We start from the raw sequence: 14,590 nt of genomic DNA, 5'->3' as shown, positions 1-14,590 counted from the left end.
CTGCCAGCTTCAGGGCAAGCTCGCGGCTGGGGCTCATCAGGTCAGCCCCAGTAGCCGCCCGATCACGGCCATGCTCTAATCAGGCCTTTCTCCGCCCTGTCCGGGGCGACAGGAGGCCGGCATGCAGCCAGGATTGCGCGTGCAGCAGGATCCGTCACGCCAGGATCCGTCACGCCAGGATCCGTCACGCCAAGCCGCCCCGCTCACCGGCCCGCCGGCGGGTGCCACGGATCTCTTCGCCAATCCCCTGGCCGCCCCGCTCGCGGGCGACCTCGTCGCCGGGCTGATGCGCCGCCACGAGGTCGCGGCCGAGCGGCTGATCGGCTGGCTGCGGGTGGGGATCGGGGTCTGCGTCTTCGTCACGGTGATCGCCGCCAGCCACCTGCTGCACGAGCTGGCCGGCGTGTCGCTCGGCATCTTCCAGCGCAACGCCTGGATCGCCGCCCTCGGCTTCCTGACCGTCGGCGCCGCCAGCATCGTGCTCGCGGTGCCGCAGCGCTGGCATCACGCCTACGCCTACCTGTTCATGGTGCTGGATGTCGGGCTGGTTCTGGCCATCATCGTCCTCGCCCTCGGCGAGCGCGGCCTGCCCGGCAACGCCGTGCCCTCCGCCCCGATCATCTGGGCGGTGCCCCTGGTCCTGGCGGTCGGGGCGCTGCGCTACGACGTGAAGGTCCAGCTCGGCGCCATCGCGCTGCTCGCCCTCGGCCTCGTCGGGATCGCGGCCGGGCTCGAGCACCAGCTGGTCCTCGATCCGGCCGCCGCCGGCAAGCCGACCTGGACCCAGCTGTTCTCGATGCCCGTCAACGTGATGCGCCTCACGCTGCTGCTGCTCGCCGGGGCCGCCACGGCCTTCGGCATCGTCCGCTCGCGGCGGCTCCTCACCGCCGCGGTCCGGGACGCGGTCGGGCGCGCCAGCCTGTCGCGCTTCCTGCCGGCCGAGATCGCGCCCCGGCTCGCGGCGGGGGACGCTGCCTTGCGCCGCGGCCGCCGGCAGCGCGCCGTGATCGCCTTCGTGGACATCCGCGACTCGACCGGGATGGCCGAGGGCATGGATCCGGAAGGGCTGTCGCGGTTCTTCACCGCCTTCCGCACCCGGATCCTCGCCTGCGTGCGCCGGCACCACGGCTTCGTCGACAAGTTCATCGGCGACGGCGCCCTGATCCTGTTCGGGGTGCCGGACGAGGGTGGCGACGACGCGGCCCGGGCGCTCGCCTTCGCGCAGGACCTCGTCGGCATCGTCGAGGCCTGGAACGAGAGCCGGGAGCTGCCGCGCGCCGTGCGGATCGGCATCGGCATCCATGTCGGCGAGGTGTTCTGCGGGATCGTCGGCGACGAGGAGCGGATGGAGTTCACGGTGCTCGGCGACGCGGTGAACGTCGCTTCGCGCCTCGAGCAGGCGACCAAGCGCTACGGCGCGGTGGTTCTCGCCTCCGAGGCCGCCGTCGCCGGGTCGTCGGATCCCGCCGCCTGGCGGGAGGTCGGCCGCGAGCCCCTCGCCGGCCGCACGCAACCGATCACGATCTTCGCTCCGGTCCTCCCTCCCGAGGACGGATGAGCCCCCTGGACGACGAAGGCCCCGCCGGAGGCGGGGCCTTCTCTCGCAGGGTCGGCGCTGCGGGCCGGAGAGTCATTCCCTCGCGCCGGCGCATCAGCGCCGGCGCCCGTTCGGGCTTGCCTGGCACCGTCGAACGCGTCTGTTCGAAGGTGCGGCGGTATTATTCCAGCAGGCGTGCCGGCCGCAGCCGCACCGCCTGGGCCAGGCGGATCAGCTCGCGGGCGGTCAGGCCGCGGCTGTCCTGCTGCGACCAGATCTCCCCGACCGGCCGCGCCCCGCCGGTGCCGGGCCGGTCCTCGCCGCGGCGCGTCTCGCAGGATCGATCGGACCGGTGGGGCTGTCCGCCCGCGAACCGGCAGGCCCTCGCTGCCGTTCTCATGCGTGCTCCCATGCGAACTCCCCAAGCGAACCGGGCGCATGGTTAGCGAAGCGTGGCCATTTCCGAAATTCTTGAACTTGCGCGGCGGCGCGCTAGCCCTGGCGAAGGGCGAATGTGTGGGCCATCAGCCGGCGACGCGGTTCCTGTTCCCCGCTGCGCCGACCCTCCCGCAACCACCCGGCCCACTGAGCCTCACAGGCTGGCGGGGAGAACTGGTCCACCGCCAACTCGTCGTCACGAGCTCCCTCACGGTCCAGCCTGTCGGCGGAGCCGGAGCGCCACAGGATACGTCCACGAGGGAGAAGGGTCGTCTAACAGGTCGGGGTCGCGGGGCAAGGGGCGGTTTGACGCCCTCCGGCGCCGCCGCCCCGGCCATCCGACGCCGCGAGCGCGATCCATGCGCCGCAAGCATGGCCATTGTGCCCTGCAAACGATTGCAGTGTGCGATGCAGCATGAGACAACGACGTCGCACCGCAGCGATGGCGTCGCGGCGGTGCAGCCCTCTTTGGGCGTTTCCTCCCTAGACTTCGGGCCGCCTCGCAAGGGCGGCCTTTTTTCTGTTGCGCACGCGACGCCGGCGGCGACACTGGCCGGTGCGGGTGCTCCTGCGGCCCCGGGCACAGGCGTGAGAGGCTGATCGATGGAGCGCCCACGGAGCGTCGGCATCGCCTGGTACGAGCCGGGCGACTATCCCCGGATCCGGGAGGCGATGGCCGAGTCCGGCCTGCCGGAGAGCTACGCCACCTGGCAGATGTCGGCGATGCAGATCGAGCGCGAGGTGTCGCGCAGCGGCGTAGCGGTGGCCCGCATCCGGATCGAGCCGGAGGCCTTCCTGGCCTGGTGCCGCGCGAGGGACGTCGCGCCCGACGCGAAGGCGCGGGCGGCGTTCGTGCGCGAGGCGCACGAGGCGGGCGGGGGCTGAAAACCGAAGCGGGATCTTCCTCCTACACGGCCTCCCCGATCCGGTCGAGCGCCGCCGCGAGCGCGGCCTCCGTCTCGGGACGGGGCCGCACCAGGGGCAGGCGCAGGTCGGGAGCGAATCCCGGGCGCATCAGCGCCAGGGCGAGCTTGACCGGGCCCGGATCGGTCTCGCGCGACAAAGCCGCGATCAGCGGCCTCAGCCCGGCCTGGATCACCCGGGCGCGGGCGTGGTCGCCGTCCCGGGCGGCCCGCTGCAGGGCGGCGCAAGGCCCCGGCACCAGGTTGGCGACGACCGAGACACAGCCTTGCCCGCCCATCGCGGCGTGAGCGGCGGCGGTGGCGTCGTCGTCGGAGAGGAGCAGGAAGCCCGGGCCGGCCGTCCGCCCGGTCGCATTCAGGCGGGCGAGGTCGACGGCGGCATCGACGAGGCCTGCGATCCCCGGCAGGGCGGCGAGGCGCGCGAGGGTGTCGGGCAGGAGGTCGATCCCGCTGCGGGCCGGGTCGGTGTGGAGGAGGAGCGGCCGGTCGCTCGCTGCGGCGATGGCGGCGAAATGCCGGTAGAGCCCCTCCTGCGTCGGGCGGTTGTAGTAGGGCGTGACCGCCAGGGCGGCGGCGGCCCCGGCGGCCTCCGCCGCCCGGGTCCGGGCGATGGCCGTGCGGGTGCAGTTGCTCTCGGTGGCGGCGATCACCGGCACACGGCACCCGGCTGCCTCGAGGACGACGCGCAAGGCGCGGTCGCGCTCCGCCTCGGTCAGGGTCGGCCCCTCGGCCGTGGGGCCGCCGATCACCAGGCCCTCGGTGCCTTGCGCCACCTGCCAGGCGACGAGGTCGCCGAGCGCCCGTTCGTCGAGCCGCGTCCCGCCCGCCGCGAAGGGCGTGACGAGGGCGGTGAGCGCGCCGCCGAGCAAGGGTGCGGGCGTCGCCCCGGGGCTCATGGGGCGAGGGCCAGGGTGGTGTCGGCGAGGCGCACCGCGTCGGGCCGGCGGCCGGTCTCGGCGGCGGCGTAATGCAGCGCGTCCCGGCAGGTGCGGAAGATGCCGCCGCCGAGGCCGTGCGTCTCGACGGCGAGCCAGTGGCCCTCGGCGCTCCGGCCGACGAGGAAAGCGAGGGGGAGACGGGCCGGGTTCGGGGCCGGTGTGGGCGGGGCCGGTGTGGGGACGTCCACGGATTGGGGCATCGAGGGGTCGGGGTTCGCGCGGCCGTCCCGCGGCCGCCCCCTCAACGTGTCCCGGTCGCCGTCAAGGATCGAGGCGGACGGACCGGCCCCGGCATCAGGATCCCGTATGGTTTTACCGTGAGGCCGCGCGCGCAGGCCCACGCGGCGACGCCCCCGCGGAGGACCGCGAGGGCGAGGACGAGACCGACGAGGAGGCGGATCGGGCCCCTGCCCCGCTCGACCATGGTCACCGGGACGTCGTCACGGGCGCAGCTCGACCCGGCGGATCTTGCCGACCACCACGAGGTAGCACAGGCCCGCCACCAGGGCGTTGAGGCCGACGAAGACCAGGGCGCCGTTGAACGAGCCGGTCTCACGGACGATGTAGCCGATGACGATCGGCGTGGTGATGCCCGCGAGGTTGCCGAAGGTGTTGAACAGCCCGCCGCTCAGGCCGCCGGATTCCTTCGGCGAGGTGTCCGAGACCACCGCCCAGCCGAGCGCGCCGATGCCCTTGCCGAAGAAGGCGAGCGCCATCAGCCCGACCACCAGGGCATCCGCCTGGACGTAGTTGCAGCCGATGATCGCCATCGAGAGCAGCATGCCCGACACGATCGGGATCTTGCGGGCGGCCGTCAGGGAATAGCCGCGGCGCAGGAGCTGGTCCGAGATCACGCCGCCGAGGATGCCGCCCAGGAACCCGCACAGGGCCGGCAGCGTCGCGGCGAAGCCTGCCTGGAGGATCGACAGGCCGCGCTCCTTCACCAGGTAGACCGGGAACCAGGTGAGGAAGAAGTAGGTCAGCGTGTTGATGCAGTACTGGCCGACATAGATGCCGAGCAGCATCCGCTCGGAGAGGAGCTGGCGCAGGGTGCGGCCGGCCCGGGTCGCGGTCTCGGCCGGGCGCCCATCCATGTCCATCATGGCGCCGCCCTGCTCGAGATAGTCGCGCTCGGCCGGGTTGATCGCGGGATGCTCGCGCGGCCCGTGCACCACCTGGGTCCAGAGCAGCGCGAAGGCGATGCCGAGCGCCCCCATCACCGTGAAGACGTGGTGCCAGCCGAGCGCGTGCACGATCCAGCCCATGATCGGGGCGAACAGCACGGTGGCGAAGTACTGCGCCGAGTTGAAGAAGGCCGAGGCCATGCCGCGCTCGTTCGCCGGGAACCAGGCCGCGGTGATCCGGGCATTGGCCGGGAAGACCGGTGCCTCGGCGAGCCCCACGGCGAGGCGGAGCGAGAACAGCACCGCGACGGCGGCGAAGCCGGAGAGGAAGCCGACCGCCCCCTGCATCAGCGTGAAGGCCGACCATAAAAAGATCGCCCCGGCATAGACCCATTTCACGCCGTAGCGGTCGAGCAGCCAGCCGCCGGGGAGCTGGGCGAGGACGTAGGACCAGGCGAAGGCCGAGAACACGTAGCCCATGGTCACGGCGTCGAAGCCGAGATCCTTGGCCATGGCCGGGCCGGCGATGGCGATGGTCGCCCGGTCGGCGTAGTTGATGGCTGTGGCGACGAACAGCATCGCCAGGATGACGAGGCGGATGCGGCTCCGCTTCGCGGCCGCGAGGCCGAGGACTGCGCTCATGGATCTCCTCCCGGGCGGCCAGGAACCGTGCAGGAACCTTGACGGTGTCTCGGGGCCGCGACGGCGTCTTGTTCGCGCCCCGCTTTCGTCAGGGGCGTTCCGGGAGGGGAGACTAGGAGCGGCCCCCGGGAGAGGTCCAAGTCAAAGGGTGAATGGGTCGATGCGCGAGTTGCATCGACCAGAGACTGACAGCCGATCTCGTCGCATCGATGCCAGGGTCAGGAGGCGAGCCCGTAGACCGCATCGCCGAGGCGGCGGAAGACGGTGCCGCCTTGCGCGCGCTTCCACAGCCGGGTGTTGAGGGCCGCCACCGGATCGTGGCCCGGCAGGGTCAGGCCGCGGGCGGCGAGCCGCTCCCAGATCTCGGCAGCGTGCATCGGCCGCCCGGCCTCGGCCAGGATCTCCTCCGCCGCCTCGATCAGCCGGCGGCCCTCCTGACGCGCCGTGGCGCCGGTGGGGGGCTCGGGGGGATCGGCTTGCGGCTGGGCCGGCGCGAGGGTGGGCTTTGCGGCCGACTGCATCACGGGCTGTGTCCGCGGCGGCTCGGATCGGGAGGGCGGAGCCGGGTCCGGGCGCGTCGGCTCCACTGGCGCGGTCGGAGCCGACGCGGCGGCGGCAGCGCCCGGCCGGGCGAGCCGGCGGCCGAGATCGAGGTAGAGTTCGTGCTCGGCGATGGCCCGGTCGAGGGCGGCGCGCTGGCGCCGCAGGTCGTCCAGCCGGGCCTCCGTCTCCGCTTCTGACAGGAACATGCTCGCCTCTTGGAATAGTCCATATTCCCGAAAATGCCTCTCGCCATCGGGAACATGCAGAATAGGAATATTCCATGAAAGCGCAAGTCCAAGCCGGGTCGTCCGGGCGCTGATCCACCACGGAGCGCCGCCTCACGCCCGGACCTTCCCTCCCGCACGGCGCTGGCCGGGAACAGACAGGATGGAGGCGCAGCTAGAGCGGGGGTGGGGGAAGGTGCCGGAGGAGTCTCCTCAGGAGGCGCCCTCACCCGCGCGAGGAACCTGCGGTTCGCGGATGCCTGTCACCACCGACAAGAGGGCGGGATCGGTTCCAATCCCCAAAGCCTCTCTCCGTCCGCGAAGAGAGGAGAGTTCCCGTGCCATTCCTGTTCGCAAGCAGACCCGCCTCGCGCGGAAGGCGGCGCAGGTGGGAGCGAAAGCCTGACCAACGGCCAATGCGCATAGAATGAATGCGAAACATTACATATTCCACGCGGACGATATCCCGCCTCGCGAAGGTGCCTGTTCCCAGCTCCGTTGCCGTCCCGGGACCGCGTCGAGGAAACTAGGAGTCACGATCGCCACCGGTCCAGGATGGAGCGATTGATGGCCACATCGTCAGGCGACCCCACATCCCGAGTTCCCGGCGGCGCAGCATGGAACACTGCGCAGGATCGTCGCGCGATGCGCGGTCTCGGACGGGCCGTCCGCCCTCCCCTCAGGCCGCCCCTGCCCCGGCGGCGGCCCTGCGGCGGGCCGGCTTCGGCGGCACCAGGAGGGTGCCGGGATCGGTCGGCATCAGCTGCAGGCCGGCCTCGTCGAGGCTGATCGGCAGCTTCGGGAAGACCTCCTTGACGTGGGCCACGTCGGCCTTGAACGCCTGGCGGAAGCTCCTCAGGGAGGCGTTGTCGGCGCCGAACTGCTTGTGGACGATGTCCCAGCTCAGGCGGAGCGGCCGCTGCAGGCTGCGCAGGCGGTAGCCGATCCAGAACAGCAGGTCGAGCTTGCGCGCCGAGCCCGAGAAGGCGCGGGCGGCCCGGATATCGACCGGCAGGGCGTGCTGGACCAAGTTGTCGTAGAAATCCTGGTGGAACTGCACCGTCTTCGACCAGGCGATGCCGTCCTGGCCGCCGACGCGCCAGAGGTCGAGCTGGCGGAAAGGCGGCATGGTGATGGTCGAGGAGCGCGACTGCCCGTCCCAGAGGCCGATCTGCATCGTGCAGGCGGCGAGCCGGTGCAGCTGCTCCTTGAACTGCCGGATGGTGCCGCGCTCGCCGCCGGTGACGGCGAAGCCCATCTCGCGCATGAAGCCCGACAGGCTGTCGGCGACCTCGACCGTGGGGCTGCGCTGGCGCACCGCCTCGGTGCAGAGATGCAGGAGCACCAGCCGGGCCTTGGGACCGTAGGGCAGGCCCTGCAGCTCCATCTGGCCGGTGGCCGGGTTCTTCAGCCGCCCGGCCAGGATACTGAGCGTGTTGCGGCCGTATTCCCGGAAGAATTCCCGTTCGTCGCCGGGATCGCGATAGGGCAATCCGCAGAGCGCCAGGACGGAATGGATGTGCTGGATCGTGTCCGGGGTGACCGGCTCGGCCTCGATCACCATCCGCACCGCGTCGCGCCGGCGCTGGTCGCGCCCCATGGCGGCGCGGGCATCCTGCTGGCGGCCGGCCTCCGCCCGCTCGGCGTCGCGCAGGGCCTGGCGGTGGGCGATGTGCTCGACGATGACCGCGAACAGGAACCCGCCCCGGGCCGCTTCCAGCTCGGCCAGGAGGTCCTCGTCGTGGATCGCCGCGATCTTGGCCTCGATGCTCATGCCTGCCGAACTTGCCTGACGCCGAACGGCGCTCCCCGCCGGTGATGGGCCGAGCCTTCACGCCCGAGCGCTCATGCCCAAAGCCTTCATGCCCAAGCCTTCATGCACGATTCCGATCCCGGGATTCCGGGGGCGGGGCCGGGTTATCCCAAGATTCCCACGACTCGTCCCCGTTATCCCGTCCGATTCCGGTCCCCACCCGCCGCAAGGCCCGTGCGGGTCCGCCGGGAGCGCCGCAGGGGCTCTCCGGGTCGGCTTGCGGCGGATCTCGGAGCCCCCTGCCCTCTCAGCCCTGTGGGCGGCCTGTGCACGGCCCTGTGGGCCGGGACGGGACAGGCGGCGGCCAGTCCCTCCCTGAGCCTGTGGGCGAGCCGGTGGACGGAGGGTGGGCGGACCGGCGCAGAGTTCGATACGGGGCCGGATCGCGGGATCGCTGCCTGCGCAGAGTTCGATACGCGGAGGCCTCGCGAAACCGACCGGTTTCCGAGGGCTTGGGCGGGCCCCGACGCCGAATCCGATGCGCGGCCACGCCGAATCCGATGCGCGAACCACCGGAATCCCCGCAGAATCCGATGCGCCTCCACGCAGAGTCCGATGCCAATCCACGCAGACCCGTATGCGCAACCACCCTGCAAAGCATTGTCAGGTCAGCGGAATTCGCCCCTCCATATAATCCACATAACTGACTCTCTGAGAATCCATGACTGATAAGTCACCTATAGGCCCGAGAAAGAGTTCGTTTTGAAGAACGCCACAACGCGCCCTCGACGAAGATTGGATACAATCGAGGGGCGAATGGAATTTGTGGAATAAGCGAGGAATATCAAGCTTCTGCCCTGTCCGCCCGTGCGCTTCCCCGGACGCCCGGCGGCGCCTATGAGCAAGGTCGAGGCGCCGCCGGATGCGGCGCGGGCGGATGGCGAGCGAGCATGAGCACCCCCCCGATCGCGCGGCTTCTCGGGATCATGGCGCGCCTGCGCGATCCGGAGGGCGGCTGTCCCTGGGACCTGGCGCAGACCCATGCCAGCATCGTCCCCTACACGATCGAGGAGGCCTACGAGGTCGCCGAGGCGGTGGAGGGCGGCGATCCGGAGGAGCTGCGCGACGAGCTGGGCGACCTGCTGTTCCAGGTCGTGTTCCAGTCCCGGATCGCCGAGGAGGCCGGCACCTTCGCCTTCGACGACGTGGCGACCGCCATCGCCGACAAGATGGTGCGCCGCCACCCCCACATCTTCGGCGAGGTCCGCGGCCTCGACCCGGACGCGGTGAACGCGCAATGGGCGGCGATCAAGGCCGAGGAGCGCGCCGCCAAGGCGGAGCGCGACAAGGCACGGTCCGGCCGGTCCGAGCCGCAGGGCACGCTCGCCGGCGTGCCCCTGGCGCTGCCTGCCCTCGCCCGGGCCGAGAGGATCTCGCGCAAGGCGGCCTCCGTCGGCTTCGACTGGCCGGACGCCGCGGAGGTCATCGCCAAGGTGCGCGAGGAGACCGACGAGGTGGCGCAGGCGCTCGCCGGGGAAGGCCCGGAGGCGGTGGCCGAGGAGATCGGCGACCTGCTGTTCTCGGTCGCCAACCTCGCCCGCCACGCCGGCGTCGATCCGGAGGAGGCCCTGCGGCGGGCGAACCTGAAATTCCAGCGCCGCTTCGCCGCGATGGAGACCGAGGTGACGAAGGACGGCCGCAGCCTGCCGGAAGCTGGCCTCGCCGCCATGGAGGCGGCCTGGGTCGCGGTGAAGCGGCGGGAGGGCTGAGGCGACTTCCCTTACATGAAGACGGGAACGGCGAGGCTTGACCGTCGCCCGAATGTGAGAGAATTTCTCAATTATGAGAGATTCGCTCGCACCCGATCCCTTGCCTGAGCCTCAAGCCTCCGACATCGACCTGCGCCTCGCCGCCCGGCTCGCCTCCTTACGCCAGGAGCACGGCCTGTCCCTCGACGCGCTGGCGGCTGCCAGCGGCATCAGCCGGGCGACCCTGTCGCGGCTGGAGCGCGGCGACACCAGCCCGACCGCCGCGCTGCTCGGCCGGCTCTGCACCGTCTACGGCCGGCCGATGTCGCGGCTCCTCGCCGAGATCGAGGCCGACCCGGCCCGGCTGCTGCGCCACGCCGAGCAGGGCGTCTGGGTCGATCCCGAGACGGGGTTCCGCCGCCGCGGGGTCTCGCCCCCGGCGAAGGGATTCTCCGCCGAGCTCGTCCACGGCACCCTGCCGGCGGGGGCGATCATTTCCTATGAGGCACCGCCGGTCGGGGGCCTGGAGCACCACCTCTGGATGCTGGAGGGCCGGCTCGACCTCACCCTCGACGGCGTCACCCACGCCCTCTCGCCGGGGGATTGCCTGCGCTACCAGCTCACCGGCGCCTCCCGCTTCGCCTGCCCGGGCCCGGAGGCCCGCTACCTCATCGCGATCTGCCGGCCGTGAGAGCCACCATGACCTCGATCGACATCCTCTCGCCCGCGGCGGCCGAGGCCGCCCTGCCCGACCTCGCCGCCCTGCTCCATGCCTGCGTCCTCGACGGCGCCAGCATCGGCTTCGTGCTGCCGTTCGACCTCTCCGAGGCTGAGGCGTTCTGGCGCGACGGGCTGCCAGCCCTGCGGAGCGGCGCGCGCCGGCTGCTGGTGGCCTGTCACCAGGGCCGCATCCTCGGCAGCACCCAGGTCGGCCTCGCCGCGCCACCGAACGGCCGCCACCGGGCCGAGATCACCAAGGTGCTGGTCCATCCGGAGGCGCGCCGCCGCGGCCTCGGCCGGGCGCTGATGCTGGAAGCCGAGGCGGTGGCCGCCGCCGAGGGACGCTCGCTCCTGATCCTCGACACGCGCGCCGACGATGCCGGCGAGGCGCTCTACCGCTCCCTCGGCTACGCCGTCACCGGGGTGGTCCCGGACTATGCCTGCTCGCCGGAGGGCGTGCCGGAGCCCTGCACCTTCATGCACAAGCGGCTGCAAGCCGCCGCAGGCCAGATTGAAAAAGCCGCCGCAGGCCAGATTGAAAAAGCCGCCGCGCGCCAGATCGGAACTTGACGACTTTTTGAAGAGTCGATTGCTTGCGCGCAATCGAACTATCGGGTCATGTCGCGCCGGGCCGAAGCTGCCCGTGACAGGATGACCGAGCATGACCCACGCCACGATCCGGCGCTCCTCGAGCGGCTGCGCGCTCCTCGGCGCCGCGCTCCTGCTCGCCGCAATCCCCGCCGCCCGGGCGCAGGACGCGTCGTCCACGGCCGAGCAGACCATCGCCGCCATGACCAGGATCTTCGGCGACCATCCGGGCAAGCGCTCGAATCACGCCAAGGGCGTGGTGGTCGAGGGCAGCTTCACCCCCTCGAAGGACGCCGCGACCCTGAGCAAGGCGAGCGTCTTCTCCGGCGCCGCCGTGCCGGTGACGGTGCGCTTCTCCGACGCGACCGGCCTGCCGCAGATCCCGGACGGCGCCCCCGAGGCCAACCCGCACGGGCTGTCGATCAAGTTCAAGCCCGCCGACGGCGCCGAGATGGACGTCGTGACCAACTCGCTGAAGTTCTTCCCCGTGGCGACCGGCGAGGATTTTCGCGATCTCCTGGTGGCGATCACCAGGAGCGGCCCCGACGCACCGAAGCCCACCCCGGTCGAGCAATTCATGGCGGCGCACCCGGCCGCCCCGAAGGCGCTCGCCACCGCCAGGACCCCGTCGAGCTTCGGCCGCCAAGTCTATAACGGCGTCAACGCCTTCGTGCTGGTCGACGCCGCCGGCAAGCGCAACCCCTTCCGCTACCGCATCGTGCCGGTGGACGGAGAGGAGATCCTGAGCGCCGACGAAGCCAAGGCCAAGGGCCCGAACTACCTCGTCGAGGAGATGCCGGCCCGCCTCGCCAAGGCGCCCGTCGCCTTCCGGGTCGAGGCGCAGATCGCCCAACCCGGCGATGCGACCAAGGACTCGACGATTCCCTGGCCTGAGGACAGGCGCTTCGTCGATCTCGGCACCCTGACCCTGACCAGGGCGGTGCCGGACAGCGAAACCGCCGAGAAGGCGCTCCTGTTCATGCCCAACAACCTGCCGGATGGCGTCGAGGTCTCCGACGACCCGCTGATCGACGCCCGGGTCCAGGCCTACGCGATCTCGTTCGGGCGCCGCTCGCAGTGAGCGATGGGCGCGCGTCCGGGCTACGGGCGCCCGAGCCGCGCGCCTCCCTGCGCCGCTTCCCGTACCAGGGGTCGGATGCGATCGGTCACCGCACCGATACCGCCGCGAGACGTAACCGTTCCGGCCGGTTCTACCGCTTGGGCCAGACCCGGTACGGCGGGTCGTGATCCGGCGCCAGGGTCTTCGCCGAGGCGCTTCTCCAGGGTGATGCGGGCCGCGCCCTCCCGCTCCAGGGCCGCGACCAGGGCGGCGGCGTGCGATACCACCAGGATCTACGTGCTCCCAGAGGCCCGCGCGATCAGCCCGGCGAGCGGCGGGAGCAGATCGGCGTGCAGGCTGGTCTCGGGCTCGTTGAGCACCATCAGGTCGGGCGGGCGCGGCGACAGCAGGGCCGCCGCCAGCAGGATGTGGCGCAGGGTCCCGTCCGAGAGCTCGGCCCCGCGCAGGGGCCGCAGCAGCCCGTGTTGGCGGAGTTCGAGCGAGACGTGGCCCTGCGCTGCTCGCGACCGTGAGGGACGCTCCCGAAGAGGCTTCGGCGATGGTCGCGTCGAGGGTTTCGCGGTCGCCGATCTCGATGATGGTCTGCGTCGGCGCCGTCGGGCCAGAACCGGCGTGCGGGTGCCGATCTGCGGCCGCGCCGCGGGGCCGGCGCGTCGCGGTAGCGGCCCGCTGCGCTCGGCGAAGATGTTCGCCCGCCCGATGATCGGCCCGGTCCAGACGCTCTCCGCCTTGATCTCGGGATCGTGGGCGAAGACCGTGCCCTCGTGGGACGGAGCCGGCAGGCCGAGCGCGATGGCGTAGCCGTACTCGTCGTCGGAGAAGCCGAGCTTCACGTCGACCGGGTGGCGCCGCACCGTGCCCTCGACCCGATGCGTGCCGTCGAGAACCCGGCGCCCGAACGTCTCCGGCCCGGCCCATAGGGCGGAGGAGAAGCCGCCCTCAAGCGCGAGCGACGGAACCGCCCGCCCCTGCGCGACCTCGGCGAGGAGGCGCAAGGCGCGGTAGAGGCTCGACTTGCCGCTGCCGTTGGCGCCCGTCACCACGGTCAGCCGGTCGAGACCTAGCACGATGTTGCGGAGCCAGCGGTCGCCGGAGACGGCGAGGCGATGGATCGGCATGGAGGTCTCGCCTGTTCCCTCGAGGGAGCGCAGCGCACGAGATCGTCCTCGGCCGGGTCTTCTCGATGGCGATGACATCCTGCCTCGCCGTCCAGGGCCGCGCGGCGGAGCCTGGACCCAAAGGCGCGACGCGCAATCCGTGACGGCCGACGGTGCAGGATGCGGCGAGCGGATGCCGGCCGCGTCAGTATTTCAAGCCCGTGTCGCAGAGCACGGTCACGGCAATCGCGTCGGCGGCGAGGCGCCCGGACAGCAGCAGCGCGGCGGCCGCGGCGACGTTGGCGGCGGCCGAGTAGCCGACATGCAGGCCTTCCTGCGTCGCGAGCGCGCGGCGCCAGCGTTCGACCTCCCGATCGGTCACGGGGATGGACAGGTCCATCAGGCCATGGATCCAGTGCGGGGGGACGCTCCCATAGCTCGTGCCCTGGATGAGGTGGCGACGCCTCGTGACCTCCAGCCCCGCCAGGGGCCGGCACCCTTCGGGCTCGACTGCGGCGCAGACCACGCGGGGATTGCGCGCGCGCAACGCGGTGGCCACTCCGAGGAAGGTCGCCCCCGTCCCCACGGCGGCCACCCAGGCATCGACCCGGCCGGAGGATTGCTCCCAGATTTCCGGCCCGGTCGTCTCCGCGTGGGCGCGCACGCCGTCCGGGGCATGGAATTGGTCGACGTAGAAGCCGCCTCGCTCCGCCGCGATGCGCCGAGCCACGTCCGCCGCCGCGTTCACGTCGGCGCCGGTGACTTGCCCGGGGGCTCCGTCCACCTGGGGCACCAGCACGACCTCGGCACCCAGGGCTTCCAGCATCCGTGCCCGCTGGGGACTGTTCCCGGACGACATCGTGACCACGAGCGGATGCCCCAGCGCCGCGCAGGTCACGGCGAGGCCGGCGCCCATGTTGCCGCTGGTCATCTCCACGACGGAGGCTCCCGGGGCCAGCCGTCCGTCCTCACGCGCGGCGAGGATGATGGCGCGGGCCGCCCGATCCTTGACGCTCCCGCCCGGCTGCATGAACTCGGCCTTCGCCAGGATGCGGCCGGGTCCACGGTAGGCGCGATCGAGCGCGAGCAACGGCGTGTTGCCGATCAGGCCAAGGGCGGACGGCGTGACCTTCGCGGCCGAGGATGCAGCCGAGGATGCTTGGCGTGGCGACGATGGATGCATCGCGCGATTTTAGCAGGTCATCGTTCCGCCGGGAGGGGCGCGGTTCCGCCC

Annotated in this window: 14 protein-coding genes; 6 read left to right on the top strand and 8 right to left on the bottom strand. The window is 71.7% G+C overall.

From position 1 onward, the window contains the following. Positions 1–121: 121 nt before the first annotated feature. Positions 122–1,558, top strand: coding sequence for an adenylate/guanylate cyclase domain-containing protein (locus MFF64_RS18685; protein WP_238191918.1), 1,437 nt, complete (start codon positions 122–124; stop codon positions 1,556–1,558). 160 nt (positions 1,559–1,718) lie between these two features. Here the strand turns inward: MFF64_RS18685 and MFF64_RS18680 are convergent, their stop codons facing one another. Then, the gene (locus tag MFF64_RS18680) at positions 1,719–1,937 is read right to left on the bottom strand and encodes a hypothetical protein (RefSeq protein ID WP_099901898.1); all 219 of its coding nucleotides are present in this window, start codon (positions 1,935–1,937) and stop codon (positions 1,719–1,721) included. Between the two features lie 641 nt (positions 1,938–2,578). On the opposite strand from MFF64_RS18680, the gene MFF64_RS18675 reads away from it, so the two are divergent. Further along, positions 2,579–2,860: a hypothetical protein gene (locus MFF64_RS18675; protein ID WP_099901900.1), complete on the top strand. Its 282-nt coding sequence runs from the start codon at positions 2,579–2,581 to the stop codon at positions 2,858–2,860. 22 nt (positions 2,861–2,882) lie between these two features. Here MFF64_RS18675 and dapA read toward each other — a convergent pair whose 3' ends face one another. From dapA to MFF64_RS18650, 5 genes are all read right to left on the bottom strand, one after another. After that, complete coding sequence (dapA, locus tag MFF64_RS18670) at positions 2,883–3,794, bottom strand: 4-hydroxy-tetrahydrodipicolinate synthase (protein WP_238191916.1); 912 nt, start codon at positions 3,792–3,794, stop codon at positions 2,883–2,885. After that, the gene (locus MFF64_RS18665; protein ID WP_238191914.1) at positions 3,791–4,036 is read right to left on the bottom strand and encodes a hypothetical protein; all 246 of its coding nucleotides are present in this window, start codon (positions 4,034–4,036) and stop codon (positions 3,791–3,793) included. Before MFF64_RS18665 ends, dapA begins: the two co-directional genes overlap by 4 nt. A gap of 240 nt (positions 4,037–4,276) precedes the next feature. Beyond that, entirely contained in the window at positions 4,277–5,602 is a 1,326-nt protein-coding gene (locus MFF64_RS18660) for an MFS transporter (protein WP_238191912.1), read from the bottom strand. Between the two features lie 218 nt (positions 5,603–5,820). Further along, positions 5,821–6,351: an HTH domain-containing protein gene (locus MFF64_RS18655; RefSeq protein ID WP_238191910.1), complete on the bottom strand. Its 531-nt coding sequence runs from the start codon at positions 6,349–6,351 to the stop codon at positions 5,821–5,823. Positions 6,352–7,048: 697 nt separating this feature from the next. Beyond that, positions 7,049–8,143, bottom strand: coding sequence for a replication protein RepA (locus tag MFF64_RS18650; RefSeq protein WP_099905559.1), 1,095 nt, complete (start codon positions 8,141–8,143; stop codon positions 7,049–7,051). Positions 8,144–9,072: 929 nt separating this feature from the next. Here MFF64_RS18650 and mazG point away from each other — a divergent pair. The 4 genes from mazG (at position 9,073) to MFF64_RS18630 (ending at position 12,259) form a co-directional block, all read left to right on the top strand. Beyond that, positions 9,073–9,891 (top strand): nucleoside triphosphate pyrophosphohydrolase, encoded by an 819-nt coding sequence (gene mazG, locus MFF64_RS18645; protein ID WP_099905558.1) that lies wholly within the window; start codon positions 9,073–9,075, stop codon positions 9,889–9,891. Between the two features lie 73 nt (positions 9,892–9,964). Beyond that, positions 9,965–10,561 (top strand): helix-turn-helix domain-containing protein, encoded by a 597-nt coding sequence (locus MFF64_RS18640; RefSeq protein WP_099905556.1) that lies wholly within the window; start codon positions 9,965–9,967, stop codon positions 10,559–10,561. An 8-nt stretch (positions 10,562–10,569) separates the two neighbouring features. Then, the gene (locus MFF64_RS18635; RefSeq protein WP_099905554.1) at positions 10,570–11,160 is read left to right on the top strand and encodes a GNAT family N-acetyltransferase; all 591 of its coding nucleotides are present in this window, start codon (positions 10,570–10,572) and stop codon (positions 11,158–11,160) included. Between the two features lie 91 nt (positions 11,161–11,251). Continuing rightward, positions 11,252–12,259 carry a catalase family peroxidase gene (locus MFF64_RS18630; protein ID WP_238191908.1) on the top strand — a complete coding sequence of 336 codons (1,008 nt, stop codon included), beginning with the start codon at positions 11,252–11,254 and terminating at the stop codon, positions 12,257–12,259. 272 nt (positions 12,260–12,531) lie between these two features. On the opposite strand, the gene MFF64_RS18625 is transcribed toward MFF64_RS18630, so the two are convergent. Then, entirely contained in the window at positions 12,532–13,377 is an 846-nt protein-coding gene (locus MFF64_RS18625) for an AAA family ATPase (protein ID WP_165795661.1), read from the bottom strand. A gap of 184 nt (positions 13,378–13,561) precedes the next feature. Next, a complete protein-coding gene (locus MFF64_RS18620; RefSeq protein WP_238191906.1) occupies positions 13,562–14,539 on the bottom strand; it encodes a PLP-dependent cysteine synthase family protein in 978 nt (325 codons plus the stop codon). Positions 14,540–14,590 lie beyond the last annotated feature (51 nt).

Source organism: Methylobacterium frigidaeris (genome assembly GCF_022179185.1).
Classification (GTDB): Bacteria; Pseudomonadota; Alphaproteobacteria; order Rhizobiales; family Beijerinckiaceae; genus Methylobacterium; species Methylobacterium frigidaeris.
Note: the sequence above shows the minus strand (reverse complement) of the source record. Positions and strands in the feature narration are given on the sequence as shown.

Excerpts from the sequence above, each read along its gene's own strand:
- MFF64_RS18685 (WP_238191918.1), top strand. The coding sequence starts at position 122 with ATGCAGCCAGGATTGCGCGTGCAGCAGGATCCGTCACGCCAGGATCCG.
- MFF64_RS18680 (WP_099901898.1), bottom strand. The coding sequence starts at position 1,937 with ATGAGAACGGCAGCGAGGGCCTGCCGGTTCGCGGGCGGACAGCCCCAC.
- MFF64_RS18675 (WP_099901900.1), top strand. The coding sequence starts at position 2,579 with ATGGAGCGCCCACGGAGCGTCGGCATCGCCTGGTACGAGCCGGGCGAC.
- dapA (WP_238191916.1), bottom strand. The coding sequence starts at position 3,794 with ATGAGCCCCGGGGCGACGCCCGCACCCTTGCTCGGCGGCGCGCTCACC.
- MFF64_RS18665 (WP_238191914.1), bottom strand. The coding sequence starts at position 4,036 with ATGCCCCAATCCGTGGACGTCCCCACACCGGCCCCGCCCACACCGGCC.
- MFF64_RS18660 (WP_238191912.1), bottom strand. The coding sequence starts at position 5,602 with ATGAGCGCAGTCCTCGGCCTCGCGGCCGCGAAGCGGAGCCGCATCCGC.
- MFF64_RS18655 (WP_238191910.1), bottom strand. The coding sequence starts at position 6,351 with ATGTTCCTGTCAGAAGCGGAGACGGAGGCCCGGCTGGACGACCTGCGG.
- MFF64_RS18650 (WP_099905559.1), bottom strand. The coding sequence starts at position 8,143 with ATGAGCATCGAGGCCAAGATCGCGGCGATCCACGACGAGGACCTCCTG.
- mazG (WP_099905558.1), top strand. The coding sequence starts at position 9,073 with ATGAGCACCCCCCCGATCGCGCGGCTTCTCGGGATCATGGCGCGCCTG.
- MFF64_RS18640 (WP_099905556.1), top strand. The coding sequence starts at position 9,965 with ATGAGAGATTCGCTCGCACCCGATCCCTTGCCTGAGCCTCAAGCCTCC.
- MFF64_RS18635 (WP_099905554.1), top strand. The coding sequence starts at position 10,570 with ATGACCTCGATCGACATCCTCTCGCCCGCGGCGGCCGAGGCCGCCCTG.
- MFF64_RS18630 (WP_238191908.1), top strand. The coding sequence starts at position 11,252 with ATGACCCACGCCACGATCCGGCGCTCCTCGAGCGGCTGCGCGCTCCTC.
- MFF64_RS18625 (WP_165795661.1), bottom strand. The coding sequence starts at position 13,377 with ATGCCGATCCATCGCCTCGCCGTCTCCGGCGACCGCTGGCTCCGCAAC.
- MFF64_RS18620 (WP_238191906.1), bottom strand. The coding sequence starts at position 14,539 with ATGCATCCATCGTCGCCACGCCAAGCATCCTCGGCTGCATCCTCGGCC.